Annotated in this window: 9 protein-coding genes; 7 read left to right on the top strand and 2 right to left on the bottom strand. The window is 64.9% G+C overall.

All coding sequences use genetic code 11. The features are described 5' to 3' along the window. Window positions 1-47 precede the first annotated feature (47 nt). From ACNFIA_RS20720 to fabI, 7 genes are all read left to right on the top strand, one after another. Entirely contained in the window at window positions 48-1,673 is a 1,626-nt protein-coding gene (locus tag ACNFIA_RS20720; RefSeq protein ID WP_259754206.1) for a lytic transglycosylase, read from the top strand. Window positions 1,674-1,788: 115 nt separating this feature from the next. Beyond that, window positions 1,789-3,618 (top strand): extracellular solute-binding protein, encoded by a 1,830-nt coding sequence (locus ACNFIA_RS20715; protein WP_416788230.1) that lies wholly within the window; start codon window positions 1,789-1,791, stop codon window positions 3,616-3,618. After that, on the top strand, window positions 3,615-5,480 hold the full coding sequence (locus ACNFIA_RS20710) for an extracellular solute-binding protein (RefSeq protein WP_416788227.1): 1,866 nt from the start codon (window positions 3,615-3,617) through the stop codon (window positions 5,478-5,480). Before ACNFIA_RS20715 ends, ACNFIA_RS20710 begins: the two co-directional genes overlap by 4 nt. Further along, complete coding sequence (locus ACNFIA_RS20705; protein ID WP_081516482.1) at window positions 5,480-6,562, top strand: microcin C ABC transporter permease YejB; 1,083 nt, start codon at window positions 5,480-5,482, stop codon at window positions 6,560-6,562. The genes ACNFIA_RS20710 and ACNFIA_RS20705 overlap by 1 nt, the downstream gene beginning before the upstream one ends. Window positions 6,563-6,566: 4 nt before the next feature. Further along, entirely contained in the window at window positions 6,567-7,586 is a 1,020-nt protein-coding gene (locus ACNFIA_RS20700) for an ABC transporter permease (protein WP_259754202.1), read from the top strand. A gap of 1 nt (window position 7,587) precedes the next feature. Beyond that, window positions 7,588-9,198, top strand: coding sequence for an ABC transporter ATP-binding protein (locus ACNFIA_RS20695; protein WP_416788224.1), 1,611 nt, complete (start codon window positions 7,588-7,590; stop codon window positions 9,196-9,198). A 30-nt stretch (window positions 9,199-9,228) separates the two neighbouring features. Beyond that, a complete protein-coding gene (fabI, locus tag ACNFIA_RS20690) occupies window positions 9,229-10,026 on the top strand; it encodes an enoyl-ACP reductase FabI (RefSeq protein WP_416788222.1) in 798 nt (265 codons plus the stop codon). Window positions 10,027-10,164: 138 nt separating this feature from the next. On the opposite strand, the gene ACNFIA_RS20685 is transcribed toward fabI, so the two are convergent. Beyond that, window positions 10,165-12,054: a SurA N-terminal domain-containing protein gene (locus ACNFIA_RS20685; RefSeq protein ID WP_416788220.1), complete on the bottom strand. Its 1,890-nt coding sequence runs from the start codon at window positions 12,052-12,054 to the stop codon at window positions 10,165-10,167. A 228-nt stretch (window positions 12,055-12,282) separates the two neighbouring features. Further along, complete coding sequence (hupB, locus tag ACNFIA_RS20680; RefSeq protein ID WP_003087931.1) at window positions 12,283-12,555, bottom strand: nucleoid-associated protein HU-beta; 273 nt, start codon at window positions 12,553-12,555, stop codon at window positions 12,283-12,285. Window positions 12,556-12,641: the final 86 nt, after the last annotated feature.

Raw genomic sequence — 12,641 nt, 5'->3', positions numbered from 1 at the left:
ATTTCTAGAATCCCCGAAATTTTTGCCCCGGACCAAGTCATCAGCCAATGCCGCCAAAGACCAGCAAGACCTCCGATCTAGACGCATTGGCACGTGCCATCCGAGTCTCTATTGTACTGCTCGCCGCGGGCCTGGCCGGCTGCCAGTCGACCGGCCAGGTGTCCAGCAAGCCCAGCCCCGTGCGCATCGCGCCACGTGCCGTGGACATGCAGTTCAACCCCGCCTGGAACCAAGCCCAGAACGATATCTGGGGACGCATGCGCGGCGGCTTCCAACTGCAGGACCAGCTCAACACCAACCCGCGCATCGAGCGCCAGCGCCTGTGGTTCATGAGCAACCAGTCGTTCCTGGAAAACGCCAGCGAACGCGGCGCGCCGTACATGCATTACATCGTCGAGCGCCTGGAAGAGCGCGACATGCCGCTGGAACTGGCGCTGTTGCCGATGATCGAGAGCTCGTACAACCCGATGGCCGTGTCGCGTGCCCAGGCCGTGGGCCTGTGGCAGTTCATCCCGAGCACGGGGACGCACTTCAACCTGCGCCAGACCAACTTCTATGACGGTCGCCGCGATATCACCGCGTCGACCAACGCCGCGCTGACCTACCTGGGTCGCCTGCACGATATGTTCAACGGCGACTGGCTGCTCGCCCTGGCCGCCTACAACGCCGGTGAAGGCACCGTCAGCCGCGCGATCGAGCGCAACGAGCGCCTCGGCCTGCCCACCGACTACTGGAACCTGCCGCTGCCGCAGGAAACCCAGGACTACGTGCCCAAGCTGCTGGCCCTGTCGCAGCTGGTGAACGCCCCGACCATCTACGGCATCAACCTCAGCCCGATCGCCAACCAGCCCTACTTCACCTCGATCCGCGTCAAGCCGGGCCTGGACCTGTCCCAGGTCGCTGCCGCCGCGGACCTCGACCAGGACGAGCTGCAGCAGCTCAACCCCGCCTTCAAGCGCGGCGTGACGCTGGACGGCCCGCATCACCTGCTGGTGCCGCTGGCCAAGGCCGATTCGCTCAAGGCCGGCGTGGCCAACCTGGAGCCGGTGCAGCTCAAGCCGCTGGTGACCACCGTCGCCAGCTCCGGCAGTCACTACCGCGTGCGCAAGGGCGACAGCCTGCACAGCATCGCGCAGCGCTATCGCCTCAGCGTGGCCGAGCTCAAGGCGGCCAACCGCCTGAGCGCCAACCGTCTGCGCAATGGCCAGACCCTGGTCATCCCCGGCCAGCCCGGCCGCCCCACCATCGAGCCGGAGAGCCCGCGCCAGCTGGCCCAGGTGGAAAGCTCAAAGACCATCGCCAGCGCCCGCGTCGCTACGCGCAGCTACACCGTGAAGAACGGCGACACCCTGTGGAACATCGCCAAGAAGAACGGCGTCGACGTGGCCGATCTCAAGCGCTGGAACGGCCTGGACAGCCACGGCGTCAAGCCCGGCCAGACCCTCAAGCTGCAGAGCGCCGCCGCCACCCAACTGGCCGCCGCCAGCAGCAAGGGCAAGGCGAAGCAGGAAACCGCGACCTACTACAAGGTCAAGCAAGGCGACTCGATTTCCATGATCGCCAAGCGCTTCAACGTCGAGACGCAGCACATCCAGCGCTGGAACCCGCGTACCGGCAAGGCGCTGAAGCCCGGCCAGACACTGACGCTGTACCTGGGCACCGCCAGCCGCTGAGTGTCACCTTGCGCCGGAGCGCACAGCCCCGGCCGCCTCTCTTCTGGCAGCCAGGACAAGCTGCTACTGTACGACGCTAACCCCTTCAGCCAGCCAGGATCGGATCCTACGCCTGATGCGTCGCTTGTCTCTGCTCTTCCTGGGACTCTTCCTAGGCCTCCCCGCCTCCGCCCAGATTACCGAGAGCCACGGCTACGCGCAGTTCGGCGACCTCAAGTACCCGGCCAATTTCGATCACTTCGCCTGGGTCAACCCCGATGCGCCCAAGGGCGGCGTGCTGCGGCTGATGGGCCTGGGCACCTTCGATACGCTCAACCCCTACACCTTCAAGGGCAGCCCGCCGGTGAGCACTGCGGACTTCCTGCAGTACGGCGTCAGCGAGCTGAACGAGCCGCTGATGGTCGGGACCGGCCTGTACGACCCTTCCGGCGACGAGCCCGTCTCCAGCTATGGCCTCATCGCGCGCAGCGTGGAGTACGCCGAGGACCGCAGCTGGGTGGTGTTCAACCTGCGCCCGGAAGCCCGCTTCCACGATGGCAAGCCGATCACCGCCTATGACGTGGCGTTCTCCTACCGCACGCTGCTCAAGCACGGGCACCCGATGTACCGCACCAACCTGCAGGAAGTGCAGCGGGTCGACATTCTTTCGGCCCAAAGCATCCGGTTCGTCTTCAAACGGCACGACAATCCGCTGCTGATCCTGCGCCTGGGGGAAATGCCGGTGCTGCCGCAGCACTACTGGAAAGGCCGCGACTTCCCGGCCACCACCTTCGAGCCACCGCTGGGCAGCGGCCCGTACCGCATCAGCGAGGTGGTGCCGGGGCGACGCCTGGTGTTCGAGCGGGTCAAGGACTGGTGGGGCAAGGACCTGCCGGTGAACCGCGGCAAATACAACTTCGACCGCGTCGAGGTGGACTTCTACCGCGACGCCGGCATCGCCTTCGAAGCCTTCAAGGCCGGCGAGTTCGACATCTACATCGAGCACCAGGCGAAGAACTGGCGCAGCAACTATCGCTTCCCGGCGGTGCGCCGCGGCGACGTGGTGAAGGCGGAAATCCCCCACCAGATTCCGACGCAGACCCAGGCGCTGTTCATGAATACGCGCCGCGCCACCTTCGCCGATCGCCGCCTGCGCGAGGCGCTGGGCATGATGTTCGACTTCGAATGGACCAACCGCGCGCTATTCAATGACGCCTACGTGCGCGCCAGCAGCTACTACCCCAACAGCACCTTTGCCGCCAGCGGCGTGCCCCAGGGCCAGGAGTGGCTGCTGCTCTCGCCCTACCGCCAGCAACTGCCCGAAGCGCTGTTCAAGCGCCCGTTCACCGTACCGGTGACCAAGGGCGCCGGCATCCCGCGGGAAACCCTGCGCCACGCGCTGGGTCTATTGGCCGAGGCCGGCTGGACGCTCTCCGGCGACCGCCTGCTGGATGCCAACGGCAAGCAGCTGCGCTTCGAGATGCTGCTGGTCAACCCCAGCCTGGAACGCATCCTCCAGCCCTATCGCGAGAATCTCGCCAGCATCGGTATCGATGCGAGCTTGCGCACCGTGGACCGCGCCCAGTACAAACAGCGTCTGGACCAGTTCGACTACGACATGATTCTGATGACCCTGCCCCAGACATTGAGCCCCGGCCTCGAACAATGGCAGTACTTCCATTCCAGCCAGGTGGCGGTGAAGGGCAGCAAGAACTATGCGGGCATCGCCAACCCCGTGGTGGATGCGATGCTCGAAAAACTCCTCGGCGCCACCGACCGCGACCAGCAGGAAGCCGCGGCCCGCGCCCTGGACCGGGTGCTGCTGTGGCAGCACTACAGTATTCCCAACTGGTACCTGAACAAGCACCGACTGGCGTACCGCAACCGCTTCGCCTTCGTCACCACGCCGCCCTATACCCTGGGTCTGCGCGCCTGGTGGCAAAAAGACCAGGAGAAAACCCTATGAAAAGCCCCCGCCGAGCCGCGCTCTGCGCCGGCCTGTTGCTGGGACTGCTGGGCAGTGCGCAGGCCGCGCCGCAGCACGCCATCACCCTGTATGACGAAGCGCCCAAGTACCCGGCGAACTTCAAGCACTTCGATTTCGTCAATCCGGATGCGCCCAAGGGCGGCACGCTGCGCCTCTCCGACTTCGGCGGTTTCGACAGCCTCAACCCCTTCATCGCCAAGGGCAACTCCGCGCCGCAGATCAACCTGATCTACGACACCCTGACCTTCCACTCCCTCGACGAACCCTTCACCGAATACGGCCTGCTCGCCGAGAAGATCGAGAAGGACCCGGAGCACCGGTTCGTCCGCTACTACCTGCGCCCCGAGGCGAAGTTCCAGGACGGCACGCCGGTCACCGCGGAGGACGTGGTGTTCACCTTCGAGACGTTGATGAAAGACGGCGACCCGATGTACCGCAACTACTACGCGGACGTCGACAAGGTGGTGGCCGAGGACAAGCTGCGCGTGCGCTTCGACTTCAAGCACGGCGACAACCGCGAGCTACCGCTGATCCTCGGGCAGCTGTCGATCCTGCCCAAGCACTGGTGGGCCAACCGCGACTTCAACAAGACCAACATGGAGCCGCCGCTGGGCAGCGGCCCCTACCGCATCGCCAAGGTCGAGGCTGGCCGCTCGATCCGCTACGAGAGGGTCAAGGACTGGTGGGGCGAGAAGCTGCCGGTGAACCGCGGCTTCAACAACTTCGACGCCGTGGTGGTGGAGTCCTACCGCGACCTCACCGTCGCCCTGGAAGCCTTCAAGGCCGGGCAGTTCGACTTCAACGACGAGCGCATCGCGAAGAACTGGGCGACCGCCTACGACTCGCCCGCCGTGCGCGACGGCCGCATCGTCCGCGAGGAACCGGTCAACGGCAACCCGTGGGGCATGCAGGCCTACGCCTTCAACATCCGCCGCCCGGTGTTCCAGGACCCGCGCGTGCGCGAAGCGATCACCAACCTGTTCGACTTCGAATGGACCAACAAGCAGCTGTTCTTCGGCTCCTACCTGCGCGATGGCAGCTACTTCGAGAACTCCGAGATGGCTGCCAAGCAGTTGCCGGACGCCGAAGAACTGAAGATCCTCGAGCCCCTGCGCGACAAGCTGCCGCCGCAGGTGTTCACCCAGGTCTACGTGCCGCCCACCAGCGACGGCAGCGGCATCATCCGCGAGCAGAAGCGCAAGGCCTACCAGCTGCTGCTGGAGGCGGGCTACAGGATCGAGAACGACAAGATGGTCGGCCCCGACGGCAAACAGCTGAGCTTCGAATTCATGCTCGCCCAGGCGGATTTCGAGCGCGTGCTGCTGCCCTTCAAGCGTAACCTCGCCGAACTGGGCATCGACATGCAGCTGCGCCGCGTCGACGTCTCGCAGTACATCAACCGCCTGCGCTCGCGGGACTACGACATGATCGTCAGCAGTTGGCCGCAGTCCAGCTCGCCGGGCAACGAGCAACGTGAGTTCTGGCACTCCAGCAGCGCCGACAAACCTGGCAGCCGCAATTTCATCGGCCTGCGCGACCCGGGCATCGACGCCCTGGTGGAAGGCCTGATCAACGCCGGCTCCCGCGAAAGCCTGGTGCGCCATGCCCGCGCCCTCGACCGCGCCCTGCTCTGGGGCCACTACGTGGTGCCCAACTGGTACCTGGGCAACTGGCGCATCGCCTACTGGAACCGCATCGCCCACCCGGAAAAACTGCCGCCCTACAGCTACGCGCTGCAGACCTGGTGGCAGGCCCGCGACAAGGCCGTGCCGACCAGGACCGACGCCAAGGCCGCCAACGAAACACCGGCTGACGGCGCACTCGCCCAAGGGGCCAACTGATGCTGGCCTACATCCTGCGGCGCCTGCTGCTGATCATCCCCACCCTGTTCGGCATCCTGCTGATCAACTTCATCATCATCCAGGCTGCCCCCGGCGGCCCGGTGGAGCAGATGATCGCCAAGCTGGAAGGCTTCGACGCCGCCAGCGGCGGCGCCACCGGGCGCATTTCCGGCGGCGGCGGTGAAGTCGCCTCTGCCGGCACGCACTACCGCGGCGCCCAGGGCCTGGACCCGGAACTGGTGAAGGAAATCGAGCGCATGTACGGCTTCGACAAGCCGGCGCCCGAGCGCTTCTGGATCATGCTCAAGAACTACGTGCACCTGGACTTCGGCCAGAGCTTCTTCCGCGATGCCAAGGTCACCGACCTGATCGTCGAGAAGCTGCCCGTCTCCATCTCCCTGGGGCTGTGGAGCACGCTGATCATGTACCTGGTGTCGATTCCGCTGGGCATCGCCAAGGCGGTGCGCCACGGCAGCCACTTCGACGTCTGGACCAGCTCGGCGATCATCGTCGGCTACGCCATCCCCGCCTTCCTCTTCGCCATCCTGCTGGTGGTGCTGTTCGCCGGCGGCAGCTACTGGGACTGGTTCCCGCTACGCGGGCTGACCTCCAACAACTTCGACGAGCTGACCTGGGGCGGCAAGGTCCGCGACTACTTCTGGCACCTCGCGCTACCGATCACCGCGCTGGTGATCGGCAACTTCGCCACCATCACCCTGCTGACCAAGAACAGCTTCCTCGACGAGATCGGCAAGCAGTACGTGGTCACCGCCCGCGCCAAGGGCCTGACAGAGCGCCGCGTGCTCTATGGCCATGTGTTCCGCAACGCCATGCTGCTGATCATCGCGGGCCTCCCGTCGGCCCTGCTGGGCATCTTCTTCACCGGCTCGCTGCTGATCGAGGTGATCTTCTCCCTCGACGGCCTTGGCCTGCTCAGCTTCGAGGCGGCGCTCAACCGCGACTACCCGGTGGTGTTCGGCACGCTGTTCATCTTCACCCTGTTCGGCCTGATCATGAAGCTGGTCAGCGACGTCCTCTACACGCTGGTCGATCCGCGCATCGACTTCGAGAACCGGGAGTAATCCGATGCGCCTGTCTCCCATCAATCAGCGCCGCTGGGCGCGCTTCAAGGCCAACAAACGCGGCTGGTGGTCGCTCTGGCTGTTCCTTGCACTGTTCATCCTCAGCCTGGGCGCCGAGCTGATCGCCAACGACAAGCCACTGGCCATCCACTATGACGGCCAGTGGTACTTCCCGGTGCTCAAGCGCTACCCGGAAACCGCCTTCGGCGGCGAGTTCCCCATGGAGGCCAACTACAAGAGCCCGTACATGCGCGAGCAGATCGCCCAGAAGGACGGCTGGATCCTCTGGCCGCCGATCGCCTATAGCTACGACACCATCAACTACGACCTGCGCGTGCCGGCGCCATCGGCCCCGACCGCGGAGAACTGGCTGGGCACCGACGACCAGGCGCGCGACGTCATGGCACGGGTGATCTACGGCTTCCGCGTGTCGGTGCTGTTCGCCCTGATCCTCACCGTGCTCAGCTCCCTCATCGGCGTCATCGTCGGCGCCCTGCAGGGCTTCTACGGCGGCTGGGTCGACCTGCTCGGCCAGCGCTTCCTGGAAATCTGGTCGGGCTTGCCGGTGCTCTACCTGCTGATCATCCTCGCCAGCTTCGTCCAGCCGAGCTTCTGGTGGCTGCTGGGGATCATGCTGCTGTTCTCCTGGATGAGCCTGGTGGACGTGGTGCGCGCCGAATTCCTCCGCGGTCGCAACCTGGAGTACGTGCGCGCCGCCCGCGCCCTGGGCATGCGCAACGGCGCGATCATGTTCCGTCACATCCTGCCCAACGCGATGATTTCCACACTGACCTTCATGCCCTTCATCCTCACCGGCGCGATCGGCACCCTGACCTCCCTGGACTTCCTCGGCTTCGGCCTGCCGGCCGGCGCGCCCTCGCTGGGCGAACTGGTCGCCCAGGGCAAGTCCAACCTGCAGGCGCCCTGGCTGGGCATCACCGCCTTCGTGGTGCTGGCCGTGATGCTGAGCCTGCTCGTGTTCATCGGCGAAGCCGCCCGTGACGCCTTCGACCCGAGGAAGTGACATGAGCCAAAACGAGAACCTCATCGAAGTCCGCGACCTGTCCGTCGATTTCCTCTGCGGCAACGAGCAGGTGCGCGCGGTGGAACACATCAGCTTCGACATCCGCAAGGGCGAGACCCTGGCCCTGGTGGGCGAAAGCGGGTCGGGCAAGTCGGTCACTGCGCACTCCATCCTGCGCCTGCTGCCCTACCCCACCGCCAGCCATCCCTCCGGCAGCATCCAGTACGCCGGCAAGGACCTGCTCAAGCTGCCCGAGCGCAAGCTGCGCGGCATTCGCGGCAACCGCATCGCCATGGTGTTCCAGGAACCCATGACCTCGCTGAACCCGCTGCACACCATCGAGAAGCAGATCGGCGAAGTACTCGCCCTGCACAAGGGCATGAGCGGCAACCAGGCCCGCGCCCGCACGCTGGAGCTGCTCGACCTGGTCGGCATCCCCAACCCTGCCTCGCGCCTCAAGGCCTACCCGCACGAGCTTTCCGGCGGCCAGCGGCAGCGGGTGATGATTGCCATGGCCCTGGCCTGCGAACCGGAACTGCTGATCGCCGATGAACCGACCACCGCGCTGGACGTCACCGTGCAGTTGAAGATCCTCGACCTGCTGCGCGACCTGCAGCAGCGCCTGGGCATGGCGATGCTGCTGATCACCCATGATCTCAACCTGGTGCGTCGCATCGCCCATCGCGTCTGCGTGATGAAGCGCGGTTGCATCGTCGAGCAGGCCGATTGCGAGACCCTCTTCGAGGCCCCGCAGCACCCCTACACGCGCGAACTGCTCGGCGCCGAGCCCAGCGGTATCCCCGCGCAGAACACGCCCGGTGCGCCCCTGCTGGAGGTCGACGACCTGCGCGTGTGGTTCCCAATCAAGAAAGGCGTGTTCCGCAAGACCGTCGACCACGTCAAGGCGGTGGACGGCATCGATTTCAGCCTGCCGCGTGGCCAGACCCTGGGCATCGTCGGCGAAAGCGGTTCGGGCAAGTCGACCCTGGGCCTGGCCATCCTGCGCCTGATCAACAGCCAGGGCGGCATCCGCTTCGAGGGCCAGGCCATCGAGGGCATGAGCCAGGCGCAAGTCAGGCCTCTGCGGCGTGAAATGCAGGTGGTCTTCCAGGATCCGTTCGGCAGCCTCAGCCCACGCATGTCGGTGGGCCAGATCGTCGGCGAGGGCCTGGAAATCCATGGCATGGGTACGGCCGAGGAACGCGAGCAGGCAATCATCGAGGCGCTCAAGGAGGTCGGGCTCGACCCCGACACCCGTCACCGCTACCCCCATGAGTTTTCCGGCGGCCAGCGGCAGCGCATCGCCATCGCCCGCGCCCTGGTATTGAAGCCGGCGCTGATCCTGCTGGACGAGCCGACCTCGGCGCTCGACCGCACCGTACAGCGCCAGGTCGTCGAATTGCTGCGCGGCCTGCAGGCCAAGTACAACCTGACGTACCTGTTCATCAGCCATGACCTGGCGGTGGTCAAGGCCCTCAGCCACCAGTTGATGGTGATCCGCCACGGCAAGGTGGTCGAACAGGGGCTGGCCGAGGACGTCTTCGCCGCGCCGCAGGATGCCTACACGCAACAGTTGCTGGAAGCGGCGTTCCTGGCTCCGACGAATGCCTGAACCTACAGCAGCCTGATCAAGGGAGTGACCATGGGATTTCTCGCCGGTAAACGCGTCCTCATCGTCGGGGTCGCCAGCAAGTTGTCCATCGCCTCCGGCATCGCCGCGGCGATGCACCGGGAAGGCGCCGAGCTCGCCTTCACCTACCAGAACGACAAGCTCAAGGGCCGCGTCGAGGATTTTGCCGCCGGCTGGGGCTCCCGCGCCGAGCTGTGCTTCCCCTGCGACGTGGCCAGCGATGCGGACATCGAAGCCGTGTTCGCCGCGCTGGCCACGCAGTGGGATGGCCTGGATTGCATTGTCCACTCGGTGGGCTTCGCGCCGGGCGACCAGCTCGACGGCGACTTCACCGAGGTCACCACCCGCGATGGCTTCCGCATCGCCCACGATATCAGCGCCTACAGCTTCATCGCCCTGGCCAAGGCCGGGCGCGAGCTGATGCGCGGCCGTCATGGCAGCCTGCTGACGCTTTCCTACCTGGGCGCCGAGCGCACGCTTCCCAACTACAACGTCATGGGCATGGCCAAGGCCAGCCTCGAAGCCGGCGTGCGCTACCTGGCTGGCAGCCTCGGCCCGGAAGGCACCCGGGTCAACGCCATTTCCGCCGGCCCGATCCGCACCCTGGCGGCGTCCGGTATCAAGAGCTTCCGCAAGATGCTCGCCGCCAGCGAACGCCAGACACCGCTGCGGCGCAACGTGACCATCGAGGAGGTCGGCAACGCCGGCGCCTTCCTCTGCTCCGACCTGGCCAGCGGCATCAGCGGTGAAATCCTCTATGTCGACGGCGGCTTCAACACCACCGCCCTGGGCCCGCTGGACGACGACTGAAACCGCCCATGGCGATGGTGCAGGAGCGAGCTTGCTCGCGAACCCAGCCGCTCTCCTACCGCTCCATGAAAAAAGGCCGCTGATGCGGCCTTTTCTTTTGCCTGAAAGAACAAGGGCCGCTTGCGCGGCCCCTGTCGGTTACTTCTTGGCGTCGTCGAATTTCTCGATTTTCGCCTGGTCCTGCAGGTAGCGACGGAACGCAGCGAAGTCGTCCGCGCCACTGCGCGACGCGAGGAAGCGCTGGTACATCGCTTTCTCCTGCTCGGTGGGCTTGCCTTCCGGCTCACTCACACCGCGGAGCTTGATCACCACGAAGTCACCGTTCTGCAGCGCGACACCACCCAGGCTGGGCTTGTCGGCGCCTTGCGGGCGAGCCATGCGGAACACGCTCTGCAGCACAACCGGGTCGACACCTTCCTGACCACGGGCGGCGGCTTCCACGACTTTCCAGTCCTGGCCTTCCTGAGCCTGGGTCAGCGGGATCTTGCCGTCGCGCAGGCCAGCCAGCAGCGCTTCACCGCGCGCCTTGGCATCGGTGGCGGCGTGCTCGATCTGCAGGCGCTTGAGGATGTCGGCACGGACCTGCTCCAGGGTTTCCTGCGCAGGCTTGTGGTGCTCCTTCACGCGCAGTACGACCACGGTGTCCGGGTCCAGCTCGATGGCGCCGCTGTTGGCGCCCTCTTCCAGCACTTCCGGGCTGAAAGCGGCCTGGATGACCTGGCGGTTGGCCGTTACGCCGTCGCCGCCTTCCTTGCCGAACGGCTTGCTGGTCTGGACCTTCAGGCCCATGTCCTGCGCCGGCTGGGCCAGGTCGGACGCCTCGTAGGCGGAACTTTCCAGCTGCTTGGTCGCATCGACGAAGCGCTGCTCGACCAGTTGGGTCTTGGCTTCGTGCTCCAGCTTGGCCTTCAGGCTGTCGAAGGTCGGAACCTGTGGCGCTTCCACGCCCAGCAGCTTGATCAGGTGCCAGCCGTAGGAGGTCTTCACCGGTGCGGAGACGTCGCCCTTCTTCAGCGCGTACAGCGCTTCTTCGAAGGCCGGGTCATACACGCCACGACCGGCGTAACCCAGATCGCCCCCGTTGGCGGCGGAACCGGTGTCGTTGGACAGCTCCTTGGCCAGCTTGGCGAAGTCTTCGCCCTTGTCCAGGCGAGCCTTGATCTCGTCGATCTTGGCCTTGGCCTGCTGATCGTTCTGCTTGTCGTTCACCTCGATCAGGATGTGCGCGGCGTTGCGCTGCTCGGCCAGGCCGGCGATTTCCTTCTGATAGAGGGCATCGAGGTCCTCCTGCTTCACTTCGACCTGGTCGAAGAAGCCGGACTTCTTCAGCTCGATATAATCAATGGTGACCTGCTCGGGCGTCATGAACTCGGCGCTGTGAGCGTCGTAGTACGCCTTGATCTCGCTGTCCTCGACCTTGCTCTTGGCCGGGTCGGCCTTGAGGGTCAGGGTGGCGAAGTCACGGGTCTGCTTCTCCAGGCGAGCGAAGGCATTGAGCTCGTCGTCAGTGACGAAGCCGGTACCGGCGATGCCGGCGCGCAGCTGACCGATCAGCATTTCCTCGCCGAACATGCGACGGAACTGCATGCGGTCATAGCCCATCTGGCGGATGACCTGGTCAAAGCGCTCGGCGCTGAACTTGCCATCCACCTGGAATTCAGGGGTCGACAGGATCAGTTGGTCCAGCGCCTGCTGGGAGAAGGCGAATTTGTCATTCTGGGCGGCCTGCAGGACCAGCTTGCGCTCGATGAGCGACTTCAGCGCGGAGTCCTTGAGCAGCTTGTCGTCGAGCATCGACGAGTCGAAGTCCTTGCCCAGACGCTGCATCAGCTGGCGGCGCTGCATGTCCGCAGCCTGCTGCAGTTCCGGCAGACCGATGTCTTCACCGTTGACCTGAGCAGCGACGTTCTCGTGGTGGGTTGCGCGAATGATCTGATCGAACCCGGTCAAAGCCATGAGGACAACGATCACGCCCAGGATGGTCTTGGTGATCCAGCCTTGGGAATTGTCCCTGATGTTTTGCAGCATGCGGCCCCCGACGCGGCCACGGCCCACCGTCAATGGCGGCGCGGCGTGGAAAAAAAAGCGGATATAAGAAAGGCGCATCCGAGGATGCGCCTTCTCGTAACTGGTGGAGCTTGCGGGCTTTGAGCCCGTGACCCCTGATGATTCCAACCGACCTACGCCAGCCGGGTCACCGCTCCGTGACCGGCCCAACCGAGGTTGAACCGGCCCAGGTCAAGTCCAAAAAGACGCTTAGTTGACAGCGTCCTTGAGGGCTTTACCGGCCTTGAAGCCCGGGATCTTAGCAGCAGCGATTTTGATCGGCTTGCCGGTTTGCGGGTTGCGACCGGTGCGAGCAGCACGCTCTTTGACAGCGAAGGTGCCGAAGCCGACCAGTACGACGGAGTCACCAGCCTTCAGGGCGCCAGTTACGGACTCGATCACCGCGTCCAGAGCGCGACCGGCAACAGCTTTCGGGATATCAGCAGATGCGGCGATAGCATCGATCAGTTCCGACTTGTTCACTCTAAGTCCCCTTATTTCTGTTGAGTATGTTTCTATGTGTTAGGTGTAAGCAAAAGCAGGTGCTGGTTTGCCAACTGACAAAGCAA

Origin of the sequence: Pseudomonas sp. NY15437, from assembly GCF_048068435.1 — a bacterium.
Lineage (GTDB): Bacteria > Pseudomonadota > Gammaproteobacteria > Pseudomonadales > Pseudomonadaceae > Pseudomonas > Pseudomonas nitroreducens_B.
Note: the sequence above shows the minus strand (reverse complement) of the source record. Positions and strands in the feature narration are given on the sequence as shown.

Bases quoted from the DNA above. Each gene is read 5' to 3' on its own strand.
- ACNFIA_RS20720 (WP_259754206.1), top strand. From the start codon at position 48: ATGCCGCCAAAGACCAGCAAGACCTCCGATCTAGACGCATTGGCACGT.
- ACNFIA_RS20715 (WP_416788230.1), top strand. From the start codon at position 1,789: ATGCGTCGCTTGTCTCTGCTCTTCCTGGGACTCTTCCTAGGCCTCCCC.
- ACNFIA_RS20710 (WP_416788227.1), top strand. From the start codon at position 3,615: ATGAAAAGCCCCCGCCGAGCCGCGCTCTGCGCCGGCCTGTTGCTGGGA.
- ACNFIA_RS20705 (WP_081516482.1), top strand. From the start codon at position 5,480: ATGCTGGCCTACATCCTGCGGCGCCTGCTGCTGATCATCCCCACCCTG.
- ACNFIA_RS20700 (WP_259754202.1), top strand. From the start codon at position 6,567: ATGCGCCTGTCTCCCATCAATCAGCGCCGCTGGGCGCGCTTCAAGGCC.
- ACNFIA_RS20695 (WP_416788224.1), top strand. From the start codon at position 7,588: ATGAGCCAAAACGAGAACCTCATCGAAGTCCGCGACCTGTCCGTCGAT.
- fabI (WP_416788222.1), top strand. From the start codon at position 9,229: ATGGGATTTCTCGCCGGTAAACGCGTCCTCATCGTCGGGGTCGCCAGC.
- ACNFIA_RS20685 (WP_416788220.1), bottom strand. From the start codon at position 12,054: ATGCTGCAAAACATCAGGGACAATTCCCAAGGCTGGATCACCAAGACC.